Source organism: Streptomyces clavifer, assembly GCF_036345975.1.
GTDB classification, from domain to species: domain Bacteria; phylum Actinomycetota; class Actinomycetes; order Streptomycetales; family Streptomycetaceae; genus Streptomyces; species Streptomyces clavifer.
The window spans coordinates 3,958,449-3,984,160 of record NZ_CP107793.1 but is presented as its reverse complement, the minus strand read 5'-3'; the positions used below and the strand labels follow the sequence as shown (position 1 = coordinate 3,984,160).

Sequence of the window (25,712 nt, the reverse complement as noted above, 5' to 3'; positions counted from 1 at the left end):
GGTTCCCTCAGCCCGTCAGAGGGAGCAGCGGGGCGAGGTCGGCCCGCTCCCCACTGGCACTGACCCGCGCGTCCTCCAGCGCCCGCGTCCACTCCGCACGGCCCGTGGCCAGCCGGACCCAGGTGAGCGGATCCGTCTCCACGACGTTGGGCGGCGTGCCCCGGGTGTGCTTGGGCCCGCCGATGCACTGCACGACCGCGAAGGGCGGGATGCGCACCTCGACGGAACCCCCCGGCGCCCGGTCGGCGAGCGCGTCGGCGAGCAGCCGGGTGCACGCGGCGAGCGCCTGTCGGTCGTACGGGATGTCGATGCCGGTCGCCCGGTGGAGATCGTCCGTGTGGACGACGAGCTCGACGGTCCGGGTCACCAGGAAGTCGCCCAGCCGCATGGTCCCCGCCCGGGTCGTCACCAGCCGGTCCCCCGCGTCGGACGGGACCAGCGCGGCGAACCGGGCGGCGGTCTCCTCGTACAGCGAGTCGAGGCCGGGCCACTCCCCGGCGGGCGCGCGGGTGCCGTCGGTGGTGCGCCCGGCACCCTCGGCGGTGGAGAACGGCCACTCCAGCAGGGTGAGCTGCGGTTTCGGGCCGCCCGCCGGCTCCGGGAGCTCCAGAGCGCTGCTGACCCGTTCGATCACCGTGGTGAGGTGCTCCGCCAGGTCCCGTACGGTCCACCCGCCCGGTCCGGCCGGACCCGCGAGCTGTTCGGGAGTCAGGGTGCGGACCACCTCCCGCACCTGGGCGAACTGCGCGAGGACGGCGGTCCGGGTCCTGGAGAAGTCGTAGGCGCGAGGGCGCTTCTTGGCCGGGGGCATGGGGGTGAGACTAACCGGCGGGTCCGACAGCACCCCCGTGCCTCCGCGCTCCCGGTCTCGTACACGGTGGCCCACCGCACGCTGTTGCGCACGGCACCGGCCGTCCGTCCCGCCCCCGGGCCCGCACGCACCACGCGCGCGACGGCCGACGGGCCCGTCAGCCGCTGCTGACAGCCTCGTCGGCGACGAACGCATCGCCGTTCGCCGGGATGCCGAGGCCGCGCCAGGTGAAGGGGATTCCCCGGGCCGTGTCGAAGTCCGGGCGGTCCATCAGCTGGAAGTGCACGTGCGGCTCGGTGGAGTTGCCCGAATTGCCGCACCGGGCGAGCTGCTGCCCGGCCCGGACGGTCTCCCCCGCCTCCACCAGGAGCGAGCCCTGCTGCACGTGCGCGTACGCGGCGTACGTCCCGTCGCCGAGGTCGAGCACGACGCGGTTGCCGCAGATCCCGCTCGCACCGGCCAGGTCGCGCAACGACGCCTCGATCAGCAGCAGGTACGCGAGTGCCGGGCCCGAGTTCCGGCTGAGGTGATCGCGCTGCCCGTCGCTCGCGTGGACGACGGTGCCGGCCGCCACCGCCAGGAGCGGGGCACCGAAGGCCGGGAAGTCGCGGTTGGGCCGGACGACGGGCCACAGCCACCGGAAGGGCGGACGGCTCTCGTCCTCCGGCTCGGCGACGATGTCGATCGCGTACGTCTGCCCGTAGACGTGTGTGCCGTGGCTCGGCACCTTGTCGGCCGGGCTGTTGAGCGCGGTCCAGCGGCCCGTCACCGGCGGGTCCACCTCCACCGCGGGCCGGGGATCCGTCATGGCCGCACCGCCGGAACGGCTCACCACGAAGCCGATGACGACAGCCACCGCGGCAGGCAGGAACACCAGGCCGAACGGGTCCAGCGGCTCCGTGAAGGCGGTGACCAGCACCAGAGCGACGAAGACGATCCAGCAGCAGCGGTACAGGATCATGGCGGCCTTGCGTACGGACATGACGTTCCCCTCGTAGCGTGTGCGGTCAGGGCCGGGCGGCCGTGAGCACCACCAGCAGCGGCACGACGCGGGGGCCGGGCACCTCGTAGCGCCCGCGGCCCGTCGTGTGCAGCCAGCCCGCGCCGGTCAGCAGACGCAGGTGGTGGTAGATCTGACCGGTCGTGCCCGTCTCGTCCAGCCCGGCCAGCTCGGCAGCGGTACGCCGGCCCGCGAGGATCTCGCGGAGCAGCCGCAGCCGTACCGGATGGCCCAGCGCGGCCAGGGGTTCGGCGGCTTCCGCCCAGTCCGGGCGGTCCTCGTCGGACCCCAGGAGCCCTGCGGTGAGCGCGCCGTACTGCCACTCGTGACGCTCGCCGGACGGCAGCCGTACCGCGCCCGTGAACAGCACCCCGCCGTCGGCCGCGGCGTCCCCGACCTGTTCGAGCTGGTCCTTCAGCCCGTCCAGCGCCCAGAAGTCGCCGACGCCCAGGCTCGGCGGGCCGCCGTCCGCCGCCCGCTCCAGCACCGCCAGCCGGCGTTCCAGCTCGGCGACGCGTTCTTCAAGCTCCACAGAACACAACCTTACGTAATTACGTAACATAAACCAACACGTTTCCGGTGAGAACGCCGAAGCCCCCGTCCGGTCGACCCGGACGGGGGCTTCGGCTCAGGCAGAATCTAGGCGAACAGACCCTCCAGGGTCCCTTCGTGAGCCTCACTCAGCTCGCTCAGCGGGATGCTGAACTCGCCCTGGACCTCGATCTCCTCGCCGTCCACGACACCGATCCGGGCCACGGGCAGACCCCGTGCACCGCACATGTCGTTGAAGCGGAGCTCCTCGCTGCGCGGAATCGAGACGACCGCGCGTCCCGCCGACTCCGAGAACAGGAAGGTGAACGCGTCGAGCCCGTCCGGTACGACCAGCCGGGCACCCTTCCCGCCGCGCAGGCAGGACTCGGTGACCGCCTGGATCAGGCCGCCGTCGGAGAGGTCGTGCGCCGCGTCGATCATGCCGTCGCGGGAGGCCGAGATCAGGATCTCGCCGAGCAGCTTCTCGCGGCCCAGGTCGACCTTGGGCGGCATGCCACCGAGGTGCTGGTGGATGACCTCGGACCAGGCCGAGCCGCCGAACTCCTCGTGCGTGTCGCCCAGCAGGTAGAGCAGCTGGCCCTCTTCGGCGAAGGCGACCGGCGTGCGCCGGGTGACGTCGTCGATCACACCGAGGACGGCCACGACCGGCGTCGGGTGGATCGCGGTCTCACCGGTCTGGTTGTACAGCGACACGTTGCCGCCGGTGACCGGGGTGCCGAGCTCCAGGCAGCCGTCCGCGAGACCACGGGTGGCCTCGGCGAACTGCCACATGACGTCCGGGTCCTCGGGGGAGCCGAAGTTCAGGCAGTCCGAGATGGCGAGCGGCTTGGCACCGGACGCGGCCACGTTGCGGTACGACTCCGCCAGCGCGAGCTGTGCGCCCGTGTAGGGGTCGAGCTTCGCGTACCGGCCGTTGCCGTCGGTCGCCATGGCCACGCCCAGATTCGACTCCTCGTCGATCCGGACCATGCCCGCGTCCTCGGGCATCGCGAGCACCGTGTTGCCCTGCACGAAGCGGTCGTACTGGTCGGTGATCCAGGACTTGGAGGCCTGGTTCGGGGAGCCGACGAGCTTGAGGACCTGCTCGCGCAGCTCCGCGCCGTCTCCCGGACGGGCCAGCTTGCCGGCGTCGTCCGCCTGCAGCGCGTCCTGCCAGGAAGGGCGGGCGAACGGGCGGTGGTACGTCGGGCCCTCGTGGGCCACGGACCGCGGCGGCACGTCCACGATCTGCTCGCCGTGCCAGAAGATCTCCAGCTGCGAGCCCTCGGTCACCTCACCGATGACGGTGGCGATGACGTCCCACTTCTCGCAGATCTCCATGAAGCGGTCCACGTGCTGCGGCTCGACGATCGCGCACATGCGCTCCTGCGACTCGCTCATGAGGATTTCCTCGGGCGAGAGGGAGGAGTCGCGCAGCGGCACGGTGTCCAGCTCGACGCGCATACCGCCGGAGCCCGCGGAGGCCAGCTCGCTCGTGGCGCAGGAGAGCCCGGCGCCGCCGAGGTCCTGGATGCCCGCGACGAGCTTCTCCTTGAAGATCTCCAGGGTGCACTCGATGAGGAGCTTCTCCTGGAACGGGTCGCCGACCTGGACGGCGGGCCTCTTGGTGGGCTTGGTGTCGTCGAAGGTCTCCGAGGCCAGCACGGAGACGCCGCCGATGCCGTCGCCACCGGTGCGGGCGCCGTACAGGATCACCTTGTTGCCGGGGCCGGAGGCCTGGGCGAGGTGGATGTCCTCGTGCTTCATCACACCGATACAGCCGGCGTTGACGAGCGGGTTGCCCTGGTAGCAGGCGTCGAAGACGACCTCGCCGCCGATGTTCGGCAGGCCGAGGCAGTTCCCGTATCCGCCGATGCCCGCGACGATGCCGGGCAGGACCCGCCGGGTGTCGGGGTGGTCGGCCGCACCGAAGCGCAGCGGGTCGACGACCGCGATCGGGCGGGCACCCATGGCCAGGATGTCGCGGACGATGCCGCCGACGCCGGTGGCCGCGCCCTGGTAGGGCTCGATGTACGAGGGGTGGTTGTGCGACTCGACCTTGAAGGTGACCGCGTAACCCTGCCCGACGTCGACGACACCGGCGTTCTCGCCGATTCCGACGAGCATCGCGTCGTTCTCGGGGACCTTCTCGCCGAACTGCTTGAGGTGGACCTTGCTGCTCTTGTAGGAGCAGTGCTCGGACCACATCACGGAGTACATGGCGAGCTCGGCGCCGGTGGGACGGCGGCCCAGGATCTCGCGGATCCGGGCGTACTCGTCCTCCTTGAGGCCGAGGTCCTTCCAGGGCTGCTCGGCGTCCGGGGTTTCGGCCGCGTGCTCGACCGTGTCCAGGCTCATGCGTTGACCAGCTTCTTGATGATCGAGGTGAAGAAACCGAGACCGTCGGTGCGACCGGTGCCGATCAGCGGCTCGACGGCGTGCTCCGGGTGCGGCATCAGACCGACGACGTTGCCCGCGGCGTTGGTGATGCCCGCGATGTCGCGGAGCGAGCCGTTCGGATTCACGTCGGAGTAACGGAAGGCGACCCGTCCCTCGGCCTCCAGCTCGTCGAGCGTGCGCTCGTCGGCGGTGTACCGGCCGTCCACGTTCTTCAGGGGTACGGAGATCTCCTGGCCGGCGGTGTAGTCCGACGTCCAGGCTGTCTCCGCGTTCTCCACCCGCAGCTTCTGGTCGCGGCAGATGAAGTGGAGGTGGTTGTTGCGCAGCATCGCGCCGGGCAGCAGGTGCGCCTCGGTCAGGATCTGGAAGCCGTTGCAGATGCCGAGGACCGGCATACCGGCCTTCGCCTGCTCGATGACGGTTTCCATCACCGGCGAGAAACGTGAGATGGCGCCGGCCCGCAGATAGTCGCCGTAACTGAAACCGCCCGCCAGGACGACCGCGTCGACCTGGTGGAGGTCGGTGTCGCGGTGCCACAGCGATACGGGTTCGGCACCCGCGATCCGGACGGCCCGCAGGCTGTCCCGGTCATCGAGCGTGCCGGGGAAAGTGACGACTCCGATACGAGCGGTCACTTCGACTCCTCGGCCTTCTCGTCCGCCTCGATCTTGACGGTGAAGTCCTCGATGACGGTGTTGGCGAGGAAGGTCTCGGCCATCTCGTTAATACGGGCGAGGGCCGCGGCGTCGACCGGCCCCTCGACCTCGAGCTCGAAACGCTTTCCCTGACGTACGTCCGCGATTCCGTCGAAGCCGAGACGGGGCAGTGCGCGCTGCACAGCCTGTCCCTGCGGGTCGAGGATCTCCGGCTTGAGCATGACGTCGACTACGACGCGTGCCACTGGCACTCCCGGTGGTGTGGTGCGGCTGTGTCTCCGAGGGGTTCCCCAGATCCCCGCGGGTCCACTCAGCCTACCTGGCCTGAAATTCTACGCGGGTAGATATCGCGCGGGCCGGATCACGGTGAGATATCGGCCGCGACAACATGCGGGGAAAATCCAGGGAAAAATCTTCATCCGGATTGCATGCGGACACGCGGAGGTAATTGGCCGGGCTTCACAATGCGGCTCCCACCGCTGTACAAATGATTACGGGGGAAAGCACCATTGCCCCGGAACAGTCGACACCCGGTCGATCCGTATCCGCCTGGCAGCCGGAAGGCCGGCATCGGCGCATGTCAGACGCGGCGATGCCGTAGGAAAGGACCGATATCCGTGGCTCAGCGCGTAGTGGTTTCACTCTCGGACGACATCGACGGGGGAGAAGCGGCGGAAACGGTCACCTTCGCCCTGGACGGGAAGTCGTACGAGATCGACCTCAATCCCGCCAACGCAAAGAAACTGCGCAAGGCCCTGGCCCCCTACGTGGCGGCCGGTCGAAATCAGACAAATGCCGGCAAGCACGGCAGGACTCCGGTGTCGTACCACCACACGTCGCTCGCCCCCGACCCTGCCGCCGTGCGCGCCTGGGCCCGCTCGCACCGGATGGAGGTGCCCGCCCGGGGCCGGATCCCCAAGAAGGTCTACGAGGCGTTCCAGGCCGCCAGTTGAGGGGCGCCCGGGTGTCACGCCCGGAATGATCCATTCCGCTTCGGCCCCCGGCCCCCTCCGGAACGACGCCCCGGGGAGCCGACTTGCACAACACCCCTGCAGGTCGGCTAGAGTCTGGAGCACGCCGAAGGGCAAGGCCGAAAAGCCGGGTCCGAAGCAGCGTGCGGGTGTAGTTCAGTAGTAGAACATCCTCCTTCCAGGGGGAAGGCGCAGTGTGCAATTCCTGTCACCCGCTCTGCACTGCCTTACCGGACCACTTGGTGGATCAGGTAGAGTAGTGATCGCTCCACCGGTGAAAGCCGAGTGGTTGCAATGCGGACGTAGCTCAGTTGGTAGAGCGCAACCTTGCCAAGGTTGAGGTCGCCAGTTCGAACCTGGTCGTCCGCTCGTGTTCAAAGGCCCCGGTCGATATCGACCGGGGCCTTTGTCGTGTCCGTTGCCGGCTCATGACGTTTGTCATGAGCCGTGATGACAGGGCGCACTGCCCACGCCCGTGATCCGACGGAAGACTCGGGTCATGACCACCGAGGATCTTCAGCCCGCCGGCCCCACCGGCGGAGGGTGTGAAATGCGGCGGCGATGTGCGGATGCCCCCTACACGGAGACATCCGAGGCCGTGACCTGGATCTCTTTCCGCGGGGCAGTCGGCCCTTCCGCGGCTGGTGGCTCCTCCGCGGCGGGTCGCTCCCGCGGTGCGGACGACCGCGTCGCCGCCCTGTCGGGGGTGCCCGGGTCCTTGGTGACCGAGAGCCCCGAGGGAGTCCGCCGTCGAGCTCCCCGAAGGGCCCGCGTGCCCCGGCCCGGCCGCGGATCACGGCCGGCTCGGCGGTTCGTGACCGGCTCGGCGCGGGCAGCCGGCCTGGCCCCGACCGCGCCGCCGGTGTTTGCTGTGAAGCGGTGGTGGCGCGACGACGCGCGACGCCACCGACCGTACGAGGCCGAGGGGAGCAGGACACTGTGGTGTGGGTGAGGGCGTGTATGCGGCGCTGGCAGAAGCGCAGCGGCTACGACAAGATCGACCTCTACACGCGCGGCAGCCTGCACTCCCTCGTGTGGCTGGCCACCCTGAGCCAGGTGCTGCTGACGGTGACCCGTCCGGTGCGGGAGTCCGGTGCCCCGCTCGCGCTGATCGCCGGGACGGTTCTGGCCGCGGTCGGGCAGATCGCCGTGGGAATTCCCCTCGTCGCCCGGACAATGGACAGCTATCTGGGCCGTCGGGACGCCGACCGGCGTCTGCTCGCGCTCGGAGCGGTCCTGCTGGCCGCGAACATGTCCGGCCTGCTGGCACTCAGCGCGTACACCGGCGTCGAGAAGTTCCCCGAACTGCAGCTGGCCCTCGGTGCGTCGGTGGCGCCGTTCATGACGTCGTTCGTCCTCGTCGCGCCCGTGTGGGTGTCCGGCGTGTTCCAGGCGCTGCTCGTCGGCGGGCTGTGCGTCGGTGTCAAACTGACCGGCGGGGACGGCACCTCCGTGCTCTCCACGTTCCTCGGTGTGGCCTTCAGCAGCCTGTTGATCACCGTGAGCGTGCGACTGTCCGCATGGTCGCTGGGTGTGATGTCGAAACTCCGCGAGGCCCAGGATGTGGAGACCCGTCTGGCCGTCGCCGAGGAGCGACTGCGCTTCGGCCGGGACATGCACGACGTGCTGGGCCGGAATCTGGCGGTGATCGCGCTGAAGAGCGAGCTGGCCGTGGAGTTGGCGCAGCGCGGAAAGCCCGCCGCCGTGGACCAGATGGTCGAGGTGCAGCGGATCGCCAGGGTCTCCCAGCAGGAGGTCCGCGATGTCGTACGCGGTTACCGGGAGGTCGACCTGCACACGGAACTGGCGGGGGCGCGGGGCGTGTTGCGGGCGGCGGGGATCAGCTGTTCCGTCGAGGGCGGCAGCCCTCGAGACGTGGAACGGCTGCCGGCCACGGTGCAGTCGGCGCTCGGCTGGGTCGTGCGGGAGGCCGCCACCAACGTGCTGCGCCACGGTGACCCCCGGCTGTGCGTGATCCGCCTCCGCAGCGCGGAGGGTGAGGCCCGCCTGGTGGTGGAGAACGACGGGGTGTCGCCGGCCACGGCCGTGAGCCCCGGCGGCTCGGGACTGAACGGCCTGAGGGAGCGGCTGGCCTCACTGGGCGGTTCGCTGGAGGCGGGGCCGACGGGTGACGGCCTGTTCCGCCTGGCGGCGACGGTGCCGCTGCCCGCGTCACCACGAGAACCCGCCCCGGCCCTGCAGGAGGAACGATGACATCCGCACCACGGCCCGTCCGGGTCCTGCTGGCCGACGACGAGCACCTGATCCGGGGCGCCCTGGCGGCCCTCCTCGCGCTGGAGGACGACATCGTCCTCGTCGCCGAGGCGGCGACCGGGCCCGAGGCGCTCGCGATGGCGCTGGCCCACCGGCCCGACGTCGCCGTCCTCGACCTGGAGATGCCGGGGGCGGACGGTGTGAAGGTCGCCACATCGCTGCGCACCGGGCTCCCCGGATGCCGGACCATGATCGTGACGAGTCACGGCAGACCGGGCCATCTGAAGCGCGCTCTCGCGGCGGGCGTCAGGGCGTTCGTACCGAAGACCGTCAGCGCCCGGCGGCTGGCCGAGATCATCCGTACGGTGCACGAGGGAAACCGCTACGTGGACCCCGAGTTGGCGGCCGACGCGATCTCCGCGGGGAACTCACCGCTCTCCGCGCGGGAGGCGGAGGTGCTGGAACTGGCCGCGGACGGGGCGCCGGTCGCCGAGATCGCGGAGCGGGCGTCGCTGTCGCAGGGCACCGTACGCAACTACCTGTCGGCGGCGGTCTCCAAACTCGGTGCGGAGAACCGTCACGCTGCGGTGCGTCTCGCCCGTGAGCGAGGTTGGGTATAGTGGGCAGCGCGCTGCGGCGCATGCGAACGTAGCTCAGCTGGTAGAGCGCAACCTTGCCAAGGTTGAGGTCGCGAGTTCGAACCTCGTCGTTCGCTCCACGCAAGAAGGCCCCGGTCCTCGTGACCGGGGCCTTCTGCCGTTACGCCTGTCGCGCGGCCGGCCACTTGGTGCCGGTCAGGAGCTCGTACGCGTCCAGGTACTTGGCCCGGGTCGCGTCGACGATCTCCTGCGGCAGGGCCGGGGGCGGCTGCTCGCTGTGGCGGTCCCAGCCGGAGGCCGGCGAGGTCAGCCAGTCCCGCACGAACTGCTTGTCGTACGAGGGCTGCGCCCTGCCCGGCTCCCACGTGGCCGCGGGCCAGAAGCGCGACGAGTCCGGGGTCAGCACCTCGTCCGCGATGATCAGTTCCTCGCCGCCGTCCGCCGTGGGCGCGAAGCCGAACTCGAACTTCGTGTCGGCGAGGATGATCCCGCGCTCGCGAGCGATGTCACGCGCCCTGCCGTAGACGGCGAGCGTCGTCTGCCGCAGCACGGCCGCCGTCTCGCTGCCGACCTCGCGGGCGACCTCCTCGTACGACACGTTCTCGTCGTGGTCCCCGACCGCCGCCTTGGTGGCGGGGGTGAAGATCGGCGCCGGGAGCTCGGACCCGTCGACGAGGCCCTCGGGAAGACCGAGGCCGCAGACCGTGCGCGTCGCCTCGTACTCGACCAGGCCGGAGCCCGTGAGGTAACCGCGTGCCACGCACTCGACGGGGACCATCCGCAGCGACCGGCAGATCAGTGTGCGGCCCTCCCAGTCGGCGGGGGCGCCGGGCGGGAGGTCCGTGGACAGGACGTGGTTCGGGACGAGGTCGGCGAGCTGGTCGAACCACCACAGCGACAGCTGGGTGAGCACCCGCCCCTTGTCCGGGATCTCCGTGGGCAGGACCCAGTCGTACGCGGACATACGGTCGCTGGCGACCATCACGAGGTCGCCCGCCTCGTTCCGGTACAGGTCGCGCACCTTGCCGGTGTGCAGGTGGGTGAGCCCCGGCACCTGCACGGGCTCGGGCTTTTCTACGAAACCGGACACGCTGCCTCCGCGTAGGTTGATCCAGGAGTCGGTCCGATTGTCCCGCATGCGAACGTGCCCCGCCGCCGGGGGTCGCCGCCGGCGGTCGGGCCCGCTCAGTCGCGCTTGCAGATCCGGTCGAGCAGATTGGCCGTGGCCCGCTGGATCCGGGGGTCGACGTGGCCGGGGCGGTCCAGGGCCGGGGACCACGCGAAGGTGCCCGAGGCGAAGACGAGCGCACCGGACGGGGCGCGGTAGAGCGAGGTCTCCTGGTGCCGGGTCGCGCCGTCGGCGTCCCGGTAGGGGGAGTGGGCGAGCAGCATGCGGTTCTCGTGCTCGGGCAGCGTCGTCCGCGGGAAGTAGCGGTCGGCCTCACCGGCGACCAGCCCGTCGAGCTCGTCGCCCTCCCCCGCTCCGGTGGCCTCCCAGAGCCAGTGCCCGGCGTTCCGCACGACCAGCGGGTGCGGTTCGGGGACCCGGCCCGCGTACTGGATGCCGAGCAGCTGCTGTTCGGCGCGGTCGACCTCGCGCCACAGGGCGGACTTGCCCGGGCCGCTGCGCTTGCGGCAGGTGAGCAGACGGTCGGGGACGCCGGAGGGGGACGGCGAGAGACCGACCTGCCAGTACATGGTGTTGGCGGAGAGGAAGACGAGCGAGGTGCCCGTGTCGCGGGCGAGCTCGGTGGTACGGCGCATGGGCACCGACCAGTACTCGTCGTGACCGGGGAAGACCAGGCCGCGGTAACGGCTGGGGTCCACGCGGCCCGCGTGCAGATCGCGGGCGTCGGCGTACGCGAGGTCGTAGCCGTACCGCTCGGCCCAGCGGATGAAGTCGTAGGCGTGGCCCACGTGGAGGGGCAGGCCCGCGCCCGCGTAGGGACGGTCGAAGGAGAGGGTGGAGGCGGCGTCCTCCTCGCCCAGCAACCGCCCCTGCTCGTCCCAGGCGTGGTAGAGGCTGGCGCCGGTGCGACCGTCCTCCGGATAGAGGTTGTACGCCTGCCAGGTGATGTCGGGAAGCAGGAGCAGCAGGTCGGCGGGGTGGTCGTCGCGGACCGTGAAGGGGATGTGCGAACGGTATCCGTCGGCGGTGGTGAGGACAGCGACGTACGCGCCGACCGACCAGTAGGCGGGGATCTGCAGACGCCAGGAGAGCCACCAGTGGTGGCAGGAGACGGTCCGCTCGGCGGTGAGCGGCGGCGGCTGGACGATGCCGGAGAGGCGCGGGCTCGTGGTGATCTTGGCGGCGCCGTCGCCCGCGTAGTGCCCGATCCGGTAGACGTCGACGGAGAACTGCTGGGGCGGGTCCACCGTGATGTGGAAGTCGATCGCCTCGCCGGGTGCCGCCGCACCGGGTGACGCGAAGCCCTTGATCTGCCGCCGCACGTCGTCGGCGGTCCTCGTGCCGCCGCCCGCGCCGCCGCGCCCCAGATCGGGGTCGGCGTACCAGGCGACCACCTGACCGGTGTCGTCGAAGTAGTTCTCGCTGCCGCGCAGCCAGGGCAGCGGGCCCTGCCCGAAGGGGTCGCTCACGGCATGCGCGAGGGCACCCGATTCCCATCGCCGGATGTGGTCCGCCCCCATACCGCTCCCCTCCCTCGTCCCCCGGACACCTCTGCCGCGCCGGATGCGACGCCTGCCCCCAGCACATCACATGTCGCATGCACTCCGTCACCGTTCGTCGTGAATTGATGTGAACGGAGGCCATTCTTCCGGCTATTGGAGGTGTACGGCGGACATCTCGTGGTTCAGGTGAACGCACGGCCGTTCATACGAGACGCACGGGTTTGTCCGCACGGACACCAACCGTGGAGAGCCAGGCCCGCAGCGGTTCCGCGTCACCGTCCTCGACGAGGACGAGCACGGGGCCGCCCAGGTCCGACCTGCGCCCGCCGTCGACCAGCAGCGCGGGGCCGTCGAGCCAGTCGAGGCCGGGTGCCGCTCCGGCCGTGTCCACGGCGGCGCAGCAGACCATCGCCACGACGTGGTCGGCGAGGAGCTCCGTGCCCGTACGGGGCGGCTGGAGCGGGAAGAGCGGGAGCGGGACGGGCCCCCAGACGTCGAGGGGGTCGGCGGCGACCGCCGCGGCGCTCCCGCCCTCCGGGCCGCTCCGGGCCTCCTCGGCGCCCGCACCGGGCCGGGCAGCCGTCCCCGCCTCGTCACGGGCCACGGCGGCGCCGATGCCGGCCGCGAGCTCCTCGCTGTTGCCGCCCGGAGCGGCGAGGTGGTCGATGACCCGGGACAGTGTGGGCACCGCGGAGCCGTCGATCGGTGCGCCGCCCTGACCCTGCGCTCCCACGGAGATGTTCGTGGCCACTCCCATGGTGTCGAGCACACGGTGGAGACGGGCGGCCTCGGTGCGCCACTTGCGGTCGACGACCTCTTCCGGATACTGCTGCCAGTCGACCGGCGACCAGCCGGGGCCCGTTTCCGCCGGGCCGCCGTGGAAGAGCCGCGCGGCCAGCAGTGAGGCCGCCTCGTCCGCCGCGCCGGGCTCCTCCAGGAGATCGCAGGCGGGGCGCTCCCCGAGCCGGGAGGCGAAGCCGTCGGCCAGCCGGTCGCGACGGGAGAGCTCGGTGAGGGCGGAGACGACCCCCGCGTCGAGCCGGGAGGGCCAGCGGCCCATCCGCCAGGCCGGCAGCGCGACCCGGGTCAGCAGCCGGTCCCAGCCCGCGTAGGCGAGGCCGACCTGTTCCTGGGCGACGATCCGCAGCCCGTAGTCCACCCCCTGGGCGCGCACCGAGGCCGCGGCGGCGACGCAGCGCTCCATCTCGGCCGCGTGACCGCGGCAGCCGCGCAGCAGCACCCGGGCGACCGACCCCGCGAAGGCCGACGGAATGCGGCGGAGGAACCCCTGGCCGGGCACGGAGGCATCGGCGACCACGGCGTCCAGGCCGCGCACGAAGCGGCGGGCGGCGGCTATGTCCGGGTGCGCGGACGGCCCCGTGCCCGCGACGACGGGGGCGAGCACCGCCCGCAGCTCGGCGACCCGCATCCACCACAGGAAGGGCGAGCCGATGACCAGCACGGGCGCGGCCGGCACCCGCCGCCCTCGCCTGCCGCCGGCCAGGCCCCCGGCCGGCTCCGTCGCCCTCGGCCGGGCCGCGGGATGCGTACGGTCCTCCAGCCAGCTGTCGCAGTCCGGGGTCAGCGCTATGGCCGACGGCGCCGGGACGTCGAGCCGGTCGGCCAGGTCCCGCACCAGCCGGTAGAGATCGGGGGCCGCCTTCTCGGTGAGGGGCACCGTCGGGCTGATCGCGGGCCTCGCCCGCGCCACCGCGACGGAGACCGTCGCGGCGAGCAGCAGCACCACGGCCGCGCAGGCGGTCACCGCCCAGCGCGCCGTGTCCCACGCACCGCCGCCGAGCCGCCCCTGTGCTTCCGCGACGAACAGCACGACGGCCGCGGCGGCGGGCAGGATGGCAACGGCCGTAGCCCTGCTGCGGATGCGCAGCAGCGCCAGGGCACGGGCACGCGCCGACAGCGCACCCAGCTCCTCAACCGAACCGGTAGCGGACACGGCCGGACGTCACCCCCTCTGCCCCCGCGACGGTGTTGGTCACTCCCCCACTGTGGCACCAGCCTCCGACATCGCAATGCCGGTGGGCCAAGTGCCGGAACGCCTGCGCCGCACCCTAGTTGGGGCCCGGGCGGGCGTCATCCGGATGGCCGAGTCGTCACCCGATGGAATGGCTTTGGGCAAAGCTGCTGACGCGCCGGCCCGAAGGGGTTCAGCGGTACGGGCGCGGGCGTCCGGTGGACTCGGAGGGCCCTGGGGAGAGTTCCGGTCGGCTCGGAAGGCTCCGGTGGCCGAGCGCGCCGGGGGTGGGGGCGGGCGGGCCGGGAGGGGCCGCACGCAGTCGTGCCCGACACCTCGCGGAGAGGTGCCGGGCACGGGTGCGGCGGAGTGCGAGCGGCCCTCAGGCCTCCTCGGCTGCCTTACGGGCGATGTCCGTACGGTGCTGGGAGCCGTCGAGCCGGATCCGGCCGACAGCCGCGTAGGCGCGCTCGCGGGCCTGGCCCAGGTCCTTGCCGGTCGCGGTGACGGACAGCACGCGGCCTCCGGCGCTGACGACCGCGTCGCCCTCCTGCCGGGTGCCGGCGTGCAGGACGAACGCATGCGGCGCATCCTGGGCCACCACGTCCGCGAGGCCCTCGATCGGGTCACCCGTCCGAGGCGTCGCGGGGTAGTTGTGCGAAGCGATGACCACCGTGACCGCGGCGTCGTCGTGCCAGGTCAGCGGCGGTACGACGTCCAGGGTGCCGTTGGCGGAACCGAGCAGGATCCCGGCCAGCGGGGTCCGCAGCCGGGCCAGGACCACCTGGGTCTCCGGGTCGCCGAACCGGGCGTTGAACTCGATGACCCGTACACCGCGCGAGGTGATCGCGAGGCCCGCGTACAGCAGGCCCGAGAAGGGCGTGCCGCGGCGGCGGAGCTCGTCGACGGTCGGCTGGAGGACGGTCTGCATGACCTCGTCGACCAGCTTCGGGTCGGCCCACGGGAGCGGGGAGTACGCGCCCATGCCGCCGGTGTTCGGGCCTTCGTCGCCGTCCAGGGCGCGCTTGAAGTCCTGGGCGGGCTGCAGCGGCAGCACCGTGGTGCCGTCGGTGATCGCGAAGAGGCTCACCTCGGGACCGTCGAGGAACTCCTCGATGACCACGCGGTCGCAGGCCAGCGCGTGGGCGCGGGCGGCTTCGAGGTCGTCGGTGACGACGACGCCCTTACCGGCCGCGAGACCGTCGTCCTTGACCACGTACGGGGCGCCGAACGCGTCCAGGGCCTCGTCGATCTCGGCGGGCGTCGTACAGACGTAGCTGCGGGCCGTCGGGACGTTGGCACCGGCCATGACGTCCTTGGCGAACGCCTTGGAGCCCTCCAGCCGGGCCGCCTCGCCCGAGGGGCCGAAGCAGGGGATACCGGCGGCGCGCACGGCGTCGGCGACACCGGCGACAAGCGGTGCCTCCGGGCCGACGACCACCAGCTCGGCGCCCAGCTCGGTCGCGAGGCGCGCGACGGCTCCGCCGTCGAGCGCGTCCACCGGGCGCAGTTCGGCCACCTCTGCGATTCCGGCGTTGCCGGGGGCGCAGTACAGAGCGGTGACATCGGGGTCGAGGGAAAGAGAGCGGCACAGGGCGTGTTCGCGGGCGCCGCCGCCGATGACGAGGACCTTCACGGTGTGCAGCCTAACCGCCGGGGCGGGGCGGCCTCGACGAGCGCCGCTCCGTGGACGGCGGCCCGGCAACCGGCGCCCTACTCGTTGGTGAACTCCTCCACGACCGTGGCTCCCAGCTCACGGACGATCAGCTCGTGCCCGGAGAGCGCGGAGTCGACCAGATCCGGATCGTCCGCCTCCGCGGTGTCGTCCTCGGGCGCCACCGCGTACGACGGCTCGGGGGCACTCCGGTCGTACCCGCTCGGCTCGGGCCTGCCCGGCTGCTGGGCCGGGGGCTGCTGTGCGGCCGGCGGGGGCTGCTGTGCGGGGGCGGGCCGGGGCTCGTACGCGGGGGCCTGCGGGGCGGGCGCGGCCTGGTACGGAGCGGAGGACGGAGGCCGGCCGCCACCACCGGTCTGCACGGGCTGGCCACCGCCGCCCGACGGGTCGACGACGGCGTCGACCCGCCACTTGGCGTTGAACTGCTCGGCGAGCGCCTGCTTCAGCACCTCCTCGCTGCCGCTGCTCGTGAAGGTGTCGCGGGCGCCCGCGTTGAGGAAGCCGATCTGCAGGGTGGCGCCGTCGAAGCCGGTGACCTGGGCGTTCTGGCTCAGCAGGATCCAGGTGAAGCGGCGGCGGTTCTTCACCGCCTCCAGGATGTCCGGCCACATGTTCCGCACCTGGGCCGCGCCCTGCACCATGTCCTGCCCGCCTGCGGGGGGTGCGGCGGCGGGCGTGGGGGCGGCGGCCTGGATCGGAGCCGCGGCGGGGGCCTGCGGAGGCGGCGTCCGGCCGGGCGCCGACGTGGTCGGCCAGCCACCGGGCCTGCGCGCCGCCTCGCCTCCGCCCGCGGCTCCACTGCCGGGTCCCCCGGCTGCGGGCCAGGCTCCTGGCCGCTGGGCGGAGGCGGAGGCGGGTGCTTCGGCCGGCGCTGCTTCGGTCGGAGCCTGCCGGACCGGCGCCTGCTGGACCGGCGCCTGGTGAGCCGGTTCCTGGTGGACCGGAGCCTGGTGGAGCGCCGGCGCGGCAGCCGGGGCCTCCGGGGCCGCAGGGGCTCCCCGGGGCACGTCGGCGGGAGCGCCGACCGCCGCGCGGGCTGCGTGCGGCCCGGAGGCGACCCCGGCACCGGCCGCGTGCGCCTCGGGGCCCGGCACGTATCCCAGGGCGGGGCCCGCCCCGGCGGTCGCGAAGGACGCACCGCGCTCCAGCCGGTCCAGCCGGGCCTGGAGCGAACGCTCGTCGTCGAAGGCGGCAGGCAGCAGCACCCGGGCGCAGATCAACTCGACCTGGAGCCGCGGCGAGGTCGCTCCGCGCATCTCCGTGAGCCCCTCGTTGACCAGATCGGCCGCGCGGCTCAGCTCCGCGGCGCCGAAGACGGACGCCTGTGCCTGCATCCGCTCGACCACATCGGCGGGAGCGTCGATCAGCCCCTTCTCCCCGGCGTCCGGCACGGCGGCCAGGATCACCAGGTCGCGCAGCCGCTCCAGCAGGTCGGCGACGAAGCGCCGCGGGTCGTTGCCCCGCTCGACGACCTGGTCCACGACCTCGAAGGCCGCCGCCCCGTCGCCCGCCGCGAAGGCGTCCACGACGGAGTCCAGCAGGGACCCGTCCGTATAACCGAGGAGCGAGGTCGCCATGGCGTATGTCACACCTCCTTCGCCCGCTCCGGCCAGCAGCTGGTCCATGACGGACATCGAGTCACGCACGGATCCCGCACCGGCCCGGACGACGAGGGGCAGCACACCGTCCTCGACGAAGCTGTTCTCCTTGCCGCACACCTCGGCGAGGTACCCGCGCAGGGTCCCGGGCGGAACCAGCCGGAACGGGTAGTGGTGGGTACGCGACCGGATCGTGCCGATGACCTTCTCGGGCTCCGTGGTCGCGAAGATGAACTTGAGATGCTCCGGCGGCTCCTCGACCACCTTCAGCAGGGCGTTGAACCCTGCCGGGGTGACCATGTGCGCCTCATCGATGATGTAGATCTTGTACCGGCTCGACGCGGGCCCGAAGAACGCCTTCTCCCGCAGGTCACGGGCGTCGTCCACGCCACCGTGCGACGCGGCGTCGATCTCGATCACATCGATCGAACCCGGCCCGTTGCGCGCCAGGTCCTGGCAGGACTGGCACTCCCCGCACGGTGTCGGCGTGGGCCCCTGCTCGCAGTTCAGACAGCGGGCGAGGATGCGCGCGCTGGTCGTCTTTCCGCAGCCGCGCGGCCCACTGAACAGGTACGCGTGATTGACCCGGTTGTTCCGCAGGGCCTGCTGCAGCGGGTCAGTGACATGCTCCTGACCGATGACCTCGGCGAAGGACTCGGGGCGATAGCGGCGGTACAGCGCAAGGGACGACACATCTACGAGGTTATCGGGGTGGACCGACAACCGGTCCCGCTCCGGGCACGGCACCGGGCGGGACGGACACGCTCCGGGCACGCAAGGGCCCCCCACGCACCCGCCAGAGCCAACCTACCCTTGCTGCCTTCCGGCCCTGGGGGAGTTCAGTCAGATAGCGCCACGTGAGGGGCTGACGCCCACCTTAGCCGATACCGGCCCCCCGCCGTCCACCCGCTCCCCGGCCGCACACCTCCCGGAGAGCGGTCCGGAACGATCTCCGGGGAACGTGTTCGCGAGCACCCTCCAACGTCTTGTATTGTTTGCGGCGGAGGATTCGCCTAGTGGCCTAGGGCGCACGCTTGGAAAGCGTGTTGGGGGCAACCCCTCACGAGTTCGAATCTCGTATCCTCCGCCATTGCTCTCACCGGGCAATACGTTGAAGGGCCCCGCAGCTTGCTGCGGGGCCCTTCGGCGTTCTCCTAGGCCCGTAGTCTCATCTGCAGTCTCATTGAGACGCTGCGGAGCCCTCCGCGCCGGTCTCGTCGGGCTCCTTGGCCACTTCCCAGATGAGTCCCCCAACCCGCTGCGCGACGTCGGCGAGGATGCCGCCCGTCACGTGCTGGTATCGGGCCGCCATCGCTCGCGGACGCGCAGCGGCTCACCGAGCAGAACCTGCGGTTGACGCAGTCGGAGATCGACGCCTGGCTCGCCTCCAACCCGCAGGACGGCCAGAACAAGGCCTTCGTGAGCAAGACGCCAAACGGCGAGGCCAGCGGCAGCTACGTTTCCAAGCAGCCCACGCCCAACCAGGACGGGTCCACGGGCACGATCCCCGGGACGGGCTACAAGGACCACGGCCTCAATGCGAAGGCGATCGACGTCAACTACGTCAAGACCGTCCTCAAGTACGATTCCAGCCTCGATCCGCCGTACATCATTTACACGTCGATGCCCGCGCCCCGACCGACCTTGTAGGGACTCTGATGAACCCCCTCGACAGAAGCACCTGGGACGCTGCGCTGCTACGGCTCCTGGAGGACGTCTTCGTCTTCGCCAGGAGCGGTCCGCGGCTGCACGGGGACTGGGCCGAGGACGTCCTCGCCGTCATGGAGCGGTCCGTCGCCGACCCGCGGGGCTGGTTCGCCCTGGATTCGGAGACGTTCCAGGAGGGCTGGGAGGCCGGCTGCCCCGGCTACCCGTTCCGTGTGACGGCCGCCCAGGACCTCCGCGCCGGGCTCCGGCCGATCACGGCCGGCGCCGCCGTCGAGCTGCTCGCCTCGCTCTCGCAGGAGTGGTTCTTCGAGGGCTCCCCGGTCCGGTCGCGGGAGGACCGCGACGCGGTGCTCGCGGACGCCCGGACCGTGCTGGACCGCTTCGGTCCCGAGGCGGCGTTCTGGACCTCCTCCGGCCTCGCCCGTACCTGCGACGCGCCCGACTTCCTGGCGGGCGACCTCGAAGGCGGCCACCCCTTCACCGGCTACATGATGGATCTCGGCCTGATCGCGGTGTCCGCGGACGAGGTCGGGGTCTTCTGGTCGTTCAACGCGAATTGAGACAATGATCCGATGCTGACCCGATCCGCCACCTACCCTGACCGGGAGACCGCCCAGTGGGCCACCCAGCAGGTGGTGACCGCCAACGAGCAGGTCATCCACCGCTGGCTCGCCCAGGGGACGCGGGCCCGCCTCACCATCGAGGCCGCCTGGCCGTCCCGGGAGGAGCCCGTCGGGCGGGTGCTGCTGGAGGCGATGCTGCTCGCCGGGCAGGAGCCGCTCGACGTCCGGGCCGCCCGCGTCGTCCTGCGGCGGGAGCCTGACAGCCCGTACGGGTTCGTCGTACAGACCACCGTCCCGTTCTACCCGTAGAGGCAGTGCGACCGTGTCCATGAAGCCCCTTGAGCACGACCGCCGCTACGGCGAGCTCGATCAGGTCCTGCGCGCCTACCTCGGCCAGAGCGCCGACGACACCGCCGAGCGGCGCAGCCGAGCCCTGGACGCCTATCTGCGCCACACCTGGCACACCCGGCCCTGGGCCATCGCGGAGGCGGAGCGGCAGCTGCGCGAATACAGCCGCAACCCCCCGGGACGCCTGCGGATCGACCTCGGGGAGTTCTACGCGGTCCCCGACGTGGGCATCCCCCAGTCCGCGATCGGCGACTGGCTGCTCCTGCTCGCCGACCACCTCAAGCAGAGCATCGAGGACGGCGAGGTGCCGCCGCCCACGAACCCGCAGACGCACTGGGAGTGGCACGCACGGTTCCCGGAGACCGCGCAGCTGCTGGGCGGCTGGTTCTCGCAGGACATCGTCGACGAGTTCCCCGACCACGAGGCCGCGGTCGCGGACTACGCCGCCACCACCGACCCCCAGCTCGTCGCCCGCCTCGTCGGTGAGCTCCACGAACTGATCGCCCTCCCGCTGGACGAGGGCGACTACGCCGTGGCCGCCGCGGAACTCGGCATGGAGGTCAACCCGCCCGAGCCGTTCTCGTACGGAGCGTGGTTCCAGGCGGTGGCGACGGTTCTGAGCGCCGACTGACGGCGTGGAGCGCGTGGGCGCCCGGCTCGCGCCCCGCCTGGTCTCAGTTCTGGTCTCATTCGCCCCTGTCCGGGCCCGTCCGGACAGGGCCACCCTGGACGCTCCGCCGCAGGTCAGGACGGGTACGACCTCCGCCGGACAGCCGTACGAACATTTGGAAAGCGTGTTGGGGGCAACCCCTCACGAGTTCGAATCTCGTATCCTCCGCCATTGCTCTCACCGGGCAATACGTCGAAGGGCCCCGCAGCTTGCTGCGGGGCCCTTCGACGTTGGTGGTTGCAGTTGTCACCAACGAGCTGCTGGCACCTACCGACTGTTCAGAGCCTCACGGCACACGCCGCAGAACATGGCCGTGTCGCGCCCGGACCGGTGCATCAGCTGGCCGCAGTCAGCGCACGGCCCCAGCCCTCACGGCGGACAGCCCAGAGCCGCAGAGGCGGCAGCCCGCTCGACGGGCAAGATCAGCGTGTAATTGCCTGACCTTGGCGCACGCATGCGCGGCAGGGTGAATCCGCCGGTCGGCTGGCCCAGGTCTCGGATAGGCCGTGCGTCGCTGACGAACCAGCCCTCCTCACCCGCCCGGCAGTTTCTGTCGATCTCCTGTCGGCGAAGGTGATCTCATCGTCCTCCTCCTGCCCCGGTGCCACGGGGAGAGGAAGCCCCACACGTCCGCTACGTTCTCGACGAGTGAACCCAAGGCTCGCTGCGGGGGCCTTCGACGTGTGTTGGGGCAACCCCTCACGAGTTTCGGGTCTCGCATCTCCGCAGCGTCCTGAGCAGGCGAACAGAGTGTCGGACCGCAACTAGCGCCGCGACCAGCAAGGGCTCTCGCTTCCCTGGGCACTGCCCATCTCGCCTAGGACACCACCGGGTTGACGCCGGACGGCCGCATCGAGACGGCCCGTAAGCGCGGCGAGCCCGAGCCCTGCGCATGAGGAACACCACACCATGCTGGAGCGGCTCGGACTTCGGTCCGCCACGGAATGCACCCCTGGTCGCTTCGCACCGGACGAGGCCAACACGCGCCTGCTGCGCCTCACGGCACCATGAAGACGAGCCGTCCGGCCACGCAGCCGTTCACGGCCCTGGATGCTCCCGACTGGTCCACCGGCCGCCACGCACGGACAAGGACGTACGGACCGACCTCACATCCGCGTTGGGGTGGTCGCGGGCGTCGACTACACGGCGACGAGGCGCACTCTGTCGCCGCAGAGCTTCGTCATGTCGTCAATATCAGAGGTGAGCATGACGACCGGGCGGCGCTGACGCAGCGCCGCCTCGGCCACGGCGGCGTCGATGGCGTATTTGTGACCATGCAGCCCGGCGTTGATCAGCACGGCTGAGGCGGCCTTGGCCTCCTCGTCGCCGATGTGCACGATCCGCACGCCGGACAGGACCCAGGCGAGCCGGGCCTTGTCGGTCCGGCGATGCACCGCTTCGACGATGGTGAGCGCGCTGATGACCACCTCCATGCCCCGCTTGCGGGCTTCGGCGACGAGTGCGACGACGGGCTCGTGATCACTGACGAACTTCGACAGACCCTCGCAGTCGAGAACGAGGGTGCCTTCGTGGCTCAGCTTGCGGCGGGCCACTGCCCCTCCTCAGCGAACACCTCGTCGAAGACCCGGCGCGCCCGCTCCTGCTCGGGCTCGGAGATCGGCCCCTGACGGCGTTCGTAGTCGGCCAGGTACTCATCCAAGATCTGACCGCGCAGCTCACGCTCCACCGCTTCGGTGATGAACGCGGAGAACTCACGCTTGCCGACCCGCCGGCGGATCGCCTCCGCCGTCCCCTCGGGAAGGGAGAGGCTGACCCTGGTGGCCGGCCCTTCACCGACGCTGTACGGAATATCGCTCATGGGACTGACATTATCAAACAAGTAGGAATTCGACCGGGAAGCAGCACGCCGAATGAGGCGGGCTGCCCACCACTCACCTCGTGGTCCTCGGTTCTGGTCTCATTCACCTACGTTCAGCCGTGCCCGGACGCCGCTGGACAGTCCGCTCCACGGCTGGTCAGGACGCCCATGACCACCTCCGACCCTCACGAGTTCGAATCTCGTATCCTCCGCGGGCTGCGCATCGAAGTCGACGCCTCGGACAGCTCTCGCTCGCCAGGAGCCAGCCAGTCGTCGACGGGTAGCGTCACTCGGTCGGCGAGCGCATGATGCCCACGTAATCGCGGTCGAGCTCAGCTGCACGCAGCGCTGCGACAGCGGCTTCGACATGTCGGAACTGTACGAACAGGATGAACGGACTGGGACCAGTCCCGTAGAAGTAGCCACGCGGTATCGACGAGCCACTACTACGCTCGCCGACCATGGACTGGGTCGAACGCACCGCGCAGTTGAGGCAGTGGACGCGGAGCGGGGTGAGGGCTCCGCACAAGCCATTGCTGCTCCTGTACGCGCTCAGTCGGTTCCAGCAGGACTCCGAAGGCGCGCTGCTGTACAGCGCGGTGGAAGACGACCTGGGGCGACTGCTCACGGAGTACGGCCCCGGCAACCGGACGACGCCCGCCTACCCCTTCCATCACCTGGTGAGTGACGGCGTGTGGGAGGTGCGCACCGAGCGCGGGCCGGCGAGTCCCGGGACCCGGGTCAGGGAGCTGCGCGCAACCGGTGCCACCGGGCGGCTGACACCGGAGCTACGTACGGCGCTGCGGCGGGAGCCGTCCCTCCTCGGCCGCATGGCACGGGTGCTGCTCGATCTCAATTTCACGCCTTCCCTCCACGGCGAACTCTGTGAAGCCGTCGGCCTGGCGCTGGAGGAGGCCGAGGCGCCGGCTTTGAGCGCGCGTAGGCAGCGGGACCGGCGGATGCGGGAAATGGTCCTGACGGCCTACGAGTACCAGTGCGCTTTCTGCGGCTACGACGGAAGGATCGGGGCAGTGCCGGTCGGGCTCGAGGCTGCCCATGTGCGCTGGTGGGCCTTCGACGGACCGGACGACATCGAGAACGGGCTGTGCCTCTGCTCGCTGCACCACAAGCTGTTCGACAAAGGCGTACTCGGTATCGGCGAGGGCCACCGCATCCTGGTCTCGCAGAGCTTCGTCGGCCGCAGCGCCGCCGCCCGGGAGCACGTCGTCATGCTTGCCGGCCGTCCGGTGATCGGGCCCCAGGCGGGCGTCCGCCCCGTCGCCGCCGACCACCGTTCCTGGCACACCAGCCAGGTCTTCCACGGCAGCCCACGTCCCGCAGCGACCGACTGACCGCCGACCTGGCGGTCACACGAACGCGCTGGCCTTCAGCTGGGGTGTTGCGACGACCACTGAAACCCAAGCTTGCTGCGGGGCCCTTCAACGTTCGTAGTCTCAATGAGACACTCTTCGGAGCCCTCCGGTCCGCCCCTCTCGGCGTCCTGAGCCACTGCCACCCGGCCCCTCCACGACGTCGTCGAGAGCGCCCACGGCACGCGGACCTCGTGCCACGAGGGAGCGCGCCCCCGAGTCCGGCGAGCAGTGGTTTGCCGCAGCTCCGTAGACGGCTGCTGCGGCGTTCGCCAGATACTCGCTCGAGGCATCTGGACATCCAGCGAGATATACGTGCTGTACGAGTTGATATCACCGGAGGTGCTCGATGAGTCGCACAGTGATCGACCTCGACGACGAACTGCTGGCCGACGTTGCTCAGGCGTTGGGGACCGGCACCAAGAAGGAGACGGTCAACACCGCTCTGCGCGAGGTGCTCGAGAACCGCCGACGGGCACTCGCTCTCACTCGACTGCGGGCCACAGCGGGCGAGGGTGGCTTCGATCTGGATGTGTTCGAGGACAAGAGGGACTACCGGCGGTGAGCGCGGCACAGTTCCTGATCGACACCAGCGCGCTCGCCCGGTTCTTCCGCTCCGACGCCGAACAGTACGGCTGGGATCAAGCCGCCACGGCAGGGCTCGTCGCAACCTGCCCTGTCACCGAGCTGGAGTTCTTCTACAGCGCCCGCTCCGCCGCAGACCGTGCGCGCGGCATCGAAGACATGCGGCTGCTGTTCGGCTGGGTGCCTGTCGATGACCGCGCGTACGACCGAACCCGGCAGGTTCAGGAGCTGCTGACCCAGCGAGGCCAGCACCGTAGTGCGGGACCTGTTGACCTCGTCGTTGCCGCCGCCGCGGAACTCCAGGGCCTGACCCTCCTGCACCGCGACCACGACTTCGATTGCATCGCCGCCATCACCGGCCAAGCCATGCAGTGGTACGGCCCGGAGGCCGGCAAATAGACGCGTGCCCGTGCTCGGTTCTGGTCTCGTTCGCAGGCGCACAGCACAGTTCAGCCCGCCTGTAGTCGCCGGCTCCGTCAGAGGTCGGCACGCCCGTGACCGCCCCCGGATGCCCGGACACCATGTGGAAAGCGTGTGGGGGGCAACCCCTCACGGGCTCGAATCCCGTAGCGACCGCTGCGCGCCTTCGTGCTCGACCGCGAAGCCCCGCCCCTGGCCGCGCGCGGTGCCGGAAGATGATCGCGTGGCTCGACCTCGCAGCCCGGGGTGAAGCCGACGTGGTCTTGCTTCTCCTCCCCATCGGGCCGTCGCGTCGATAGCCTTGGGCAACTGGATGAGGGGGAGGGCGCATGGCCGGGTTGAGCAGGCTCGACGGCAAGCGGGTTCTGGTGATCGGTGGTGGTGGGGCGGGGATCGGCAGGAGCATCGTCCGTGCCTGTGCGGCCGCCGGGGCGGCCGTGGTGGTGGTCGACGTGGATGCCGCACGGGCAGCCGAGGCGACGGACGAACTACGGGCGGCCGGACACGTCGCCCATGCGCTGAGCGGTGACGTCCGCTCCCTCGAGCAGCTCGAGGCGCTGATCACCGGCGCGGCCGAACGGCTCGGCGGGCTGGACATCCTGGTCACGGTGGTCGGTGGGCAGGTGGCGTTCGTGCCCGCGGTCAAGCTGCACGAGATGGCCGACGAGGACTGGGACACCGTCTACGAACTGAACCTGCGCTACGTGGCCCGAGCGGTGCGGCACGTGCTGCGGCTGTTCCTGGAACAGGGCACGGGCGGGAACATCGTCAGTATCGGCTCGGTCACCGGATTCATGGCCGCGCCGAAGCAGGCCGGTTACGGCGCTGCCAAGGCCGGCCTGTACAGCCTGGCGCGGACCGTCGCGGCCGAGTACGCGGCCGACGGGATCCGGATGAACGTCGTCGCGGGTGGGGCGATCAGCACCGCCGTCAACACCGGCTCCTCCGACGCATGGGTCCCTGAGATCCCGGCAGGCCGCTACGGCACGTCGGAGGAGATGGCGGCTGCGGCCGTCTACCTGGCCTCCGACGAGGCGCGGTACGTCACCGGTCAGCAGATCGTGCTGGACGGCGGCGTCTCGGTCCGGGGACCGTTTCCCGAATAGCCTGACCGGAGCACGCCGTTGCGCCTCCCGGCAGCCGGGCGGCAAGGGCCTTCGCCGTCAGCGGCCCAAGCCCTGGTCCCGGTGGGCGGCGGCCGCCCGTCGACG

The 25,712-nt window shown here is 71.0% G+C and carries 24 protein-coding genes, 4 tRNA genes and 1 other RNA gene; 15 read left to right on the top strand and 14 right to left on the bottom strand.

Annotated features, from left to right (window positions below; genetic code table 11):
* Positions 1 to 7: 7 nt before the first annotated feature.
* From OG927_RS17215 to purS, 6 genes are all read right to left on the bottom strand, one after another.
* Positions 8 to 811 (bottom strand): maleylpyruvate isomerase family mycothiol-dependent enzyme, encoded by an 804-nt coding sequence (locus OG927_RS17215; RefSeq protein ID WP_124282721.1) that lies wholly within the window; start codon positions 809 to 811, stop codon positions 8 to 10.
* 157 nt (positions 812 to 968) lie between these two features.
* A complete protein-coding gene (locus OG927_RS17210) occupies positions 969 to 1,793 on the bottom strand; it encodes a M23 family metallopeptidase (RefSeq protein WP_330320402.1) in 825 nt (274 codons plus the stop codon).
* A 25-nt stretch (positions 1,794 to 1,818) separates the two neighbouring features.
* Positions 1,819 to 2,343 carry an ArsR/SmtB family transcription factor gene (locus OG927_RS17205; RefSeq protein ID WP_056793022.1) on the bottom strand — a complete coding sequence of 175 codons (525 nt, stop codon included), beginning with the start codon at positions 2,341 to 2,343 and terminating at the stop codon, positions 1,819 to 1,821.
* A gap of 107 nt (positions 2,344 to 2,450) precedes the next feature.
* On the bottom strand, positions 2,451 to 4,700 hold the full coding sequence (purL, locus tag OG927_RS17200; RefSeq protein WP_056793023.1) for a phosphoribosylformylglycinamidine synthase subunit PurL: 2,250 nt from the start codon (positions 4,698 to 4,700) through the stop codon (positions 2,451 to 2,453).
* Complete coding sequence (gene purQ / locus OG927_RS17195) at positions 4,697 to 5,377, bottom strand: phosphoribosylformylglycinamidine synthase subunit PurQ (RefSeq protein WP_056793024.1); 681 nt, start codon at positions 5,375 to 5,377, stop codon at positions 4,697 to 4,699. The genes purL and purQ overlap by 4 nt, the downstream gene beginning before the upstream one ends.
* Entirely contained in the window at positions 5,374 to 5,643 is a 270-nt protein-coding gene (gene purS, locus OG927_RS17190) for a phosphoribosylformylglycinamidine synthase subunit PurS (protein WP_056793025.1), read from the bottom strand. The genes purQ and purS overlap by 4 nt, the downstream gene beginning before the upstream one ends.
* A 372-nt stretch (positions 5,644 to 6,015) precedes the next feature.
* Between purS and OG927_RS17185 the strand changes: the two genes are divergently transcribed.
* The 6 genes from OG927_RS17185 (at position 6,016) to OG927_RS17160 (ending at position 9,301) form a co-directional block, all read left to right on the top strand.
* Complete coding sequence (locus OG927_RS17185; protein WP_330320401.1) at positions 6,016 to 6,351, top strand: histone-like nucleoid-structuring protein Lsr2; 336 nt, start codon at positions 6,016 to 6,018, stop codon at positions 6,349 to 6,351.
* 163 nt (positions 6,352 to 6,514) lie between these two features.
* Positions 6,515 to 6,586: transfer RNA gene (locus OG927_RS17180), tRNA-Gly, on the top strand.
* A gap of 79 nt (positions 6,587 to 6,665) precedes the next feature.
* A tRNA-Gly gene (locus tag OG927_RS17175) sits at positions 6,666 to 6,738 on the top strand.
* Positions 6,739 to 7,329: 591 nt separating this feature from the next.
* Positions 7,330 to 8,583: a sensor histidine kinase gene (locus tag OG927_RS17170; RefSeq protein ID WP_245377323.1), complete on the top strand. Its 1,254-nt coding sequence runs from the start codon at positions 7,330 to 7,332 to the stop codon at positions 8,581 to 8,583.
* Positions 8,580 to 9,203, top strand: a complete 624-nt coding sequence (locus tag OG927_RS17165) for a response regulator transcription factor (protein ID WP_056793028.1) — start codon at positions 8,580 to 8,582, stop codon at positions 9,201 to 9,203. Before OG927_RS17170 ends, OG927_RS17165 begins: the two co-directional genes overlap by 4 nt.
* Positions 9,204 to 9,225: 22 nt before the next feature.
* Positions 9,226 to 9,301 (top strand) — tRNA-Gly (locus OG927_RS17160).
* Between the two features lie 41 nt (positions 9,302 to 9,342).
* Here OG927_RS17160 and OG927_RS17155 read toward each other — a convergent pair.
* From OG927_RS17155 to ffs, 6 genes are all read right to left on the bottom strand, one after another.
* Complete coding sequence (locus OG927_RS17155) at positions 9,343 to 10,272, bottom strand: phosphoribosylaminoimidazolesuccinocarboxamide synthase (protein ID WP_056793029.1); 930 nt, start codon at positions 10,270 to 10,272, stop codon at positions 9,343 to 9,345.
* Between the two features lie 95 nt (positions 10,273 to 10,367).
* Positions 10,368 to 11,831 (bottom strand): N,N-dimethylformamidase beta subunit family domain-containing protein, encoded by a 1,464-nt coding sequence (locus OG927_RS17150; RefSeq protein WP_124281724.1) that lies wholly within the window; start codon positions 11,829 to 11,831, stop codon positions 10,368 to 10,370.
* A gap of 184 nt (positions 11,832 to 12,015) precedes the next feature.
* On the bottom strand, positions 12,016 to 13,767 hold the full coding sequence (locus tag OG927_RS17145; protein WP_330320400.1) for a M48 family metalloprotease: 1,752 nt from the start codon (positions 13,765 to 13,767) through the stop codon (positions 12,016 to 12,018).
* A 400-nt stretch (positions 13,768 to 14,167) separates the two neighbouring features.
* Positions 14,168 to 15,421, bottom strand: coding sequence for a phosphoribosylamine--glycine ligase (gene purD / locus OG927_RS17140; protein WP_124281726.1), 1,254 nt, complete (start codon positions 15,419 to 15,421; stop codon positions 14,168 to 14,170).
* A 77-nt stretch (positions 15,422 to 15,498) separates the two neighbouring features.
* Entirely contained in the window at positions 15,499 to 17,751 is a 2,253-nt protein-coding gene (locus OG927_RS17135) for a DNA polymerase III subunit gamma and tau (RefSeq protein ID WP_124281727.1), read from the bottom strand.
* Positions 17,752 to 17,832: 81 nt separating this feature from the next.
* Positions 17,833 to 17,927: signal recognition particle sRNA small type (ffs, locus tag OG927_RS17130), an RNA gene on the bottom strand.
* 133 nt (positions 17,928 to 18,060) lie between these two features.
* Here ffs and OG927_RS17125 point away from each other — a divergent pair.
* The 5 genes from OG927_RS17125 to OG927_RS17105 all read left to right on the top strand — a co-directional run bounded on the left by OG927_RS17125 (position 18,061) and on the right by OG927_RS17105 (position 20,268).
* Positions 18,061 to 18,148, top strand: a tRNA-Ser gene (locus OG927_RS17125).
* Between the two features lie 263 nt (positions 18,149 to 18,411).
* Positions 18,412 to 18,708 carry an RNase A-like domain-containing protein gene (locus tag OG927_RS17120; protein ID WP_330320399.1) on the top strand — a complete coding sequence of 99 codons (297 nt, stop codon included), beginning with the start codon at positions 18,412 to 18,414 and terminating at the stop codon, positions 18,706 to 18,708.
* An 8-nt stretch (positions 18,709 to 18,716) separates the two neighbouring features.
* Entirely contained in the window at positions 18,717 to 19,286 is a 570-nt protein-coding gene (locus tag OG927_RS17115) for a hypothetical protein (RefSeq protein WP_209470103.1), read from the top strand.
* Positions 19,287 to 19,298: 12 nt separating this feature from the next.
* Positions 19,299 to 19,598, top strand: coding sequence for an RNase A-like domain-containing protein (locus OG927_RS17110; protein ID WP_209470104.1), 300 nt, complete (start codon positions 19,299 to 19,301; stop codon positions 19,596 to 19,598).
* Between the two features lie 13 nt (positions 19,599 to 19,611).
* Positions 19,612 to 20,268 carry a contact-dependent growth inhibition system immunity protein gene (locus OG927_RS17105; RefSeq protein WP_209470105.1) on the top strand — a complete coding sequence of 219 codons (657 nt, stop codon included), beginning with the start codon at positions 19,612 to 19,614 and terminating at the stop codon, positions 20,266 to 20,268.
* 1,178 nt (positions 20,269 to 21,446) lie between these two features.
* Here OG927_RS17105 and OG927_RS17100 read toward each other — a convergent pair.
* Positions 21,447 to 21,860, bottom strand: a complete 414-nt coding sequence (locus OG927_RS17100; RefSeq protein ID WP_319105254.1) for a DNA-binding protein — start codon at positions 21,858 to 21,860, stop codon at positions 21,447 to 21,449.
* On the bottom strand, positions 21,842 to 22,126 hold the full coding sequence (locus tag OG927_RS17095; protein ID WP_319105252.1) for a hypothetical protein: 285 nt from the start codon (positions 22,124 to 22,126) through the stop codon (positions 21,842 to 21,844). Before OG927_RS17095 ends, OG927_RS17100 begins: the two co-directional genes overlap by 19 nt.
* A 461-nt stretch (positions 22,127 to 22,587) precedes the next feature.
* Between OG927_RS17095 and OG927_RS17090 the strand changes: the two genes are divergently transcribed.
* The 4 genes from OG927_RS17090 (at position 22,588) to OG927_RS17075 (ending at position 25,607) form a co-directional block, all read left to right on the top strand.
* Positions 22,588 to 23,478 carry a phosphorothioated DNA-binding restriction endonuclease gene (locus OG927_RS17090; RefSeq protein WP_056793036.1) on the top strand — a complete coding sequence of 297 codons (891 nt, stop codon included), beginning with the start codon at positions 22,588 to 22,590 and terminating at the stop codon, positions 23,476 to 23,478.
* A 367-nt stretch (positions 23,479 to 23,845) separates the two neighbouring features.
* Positions 23,846 to 24,061, top strand: coding sequence for a type II toxin-antitoxin system VapB family antitoxin (locus OG927_RS17085; protein WP_209470107.1), 216 nt, complete (start codon positions 23,846 to 23,848; stop codon positions 24,059 to 24,061).
* Entirely contained in the window at positions 24,058 to 24,480 is a 423-nt protein-coding gene (locus OG927_RS17080) for a PIN domain nuclease (RefSeq protein ID WP_056793038.1), read from the top strand. Before OG927_RS17085 ends, OG927_RS17080 begins: the two co-directional genes overlap by 4 nt.
* 350 nt (positions 24,481 to 24,830) lie before the next feature.
* On the top strand, positions 24,831 to 25,607 hold the full coding sequence (locus OG927_RS17075; protein ID WP_124281754.1) for an SDR family NAD(P)-dependent oxidoreductase: 777 nt from the start codon (positions 24,831 to 24,833) through the stop codon (positions 25,605 to 25,607).
* Positions 25,608 to 25,712 lie beyond the last annotated feature (105 nt).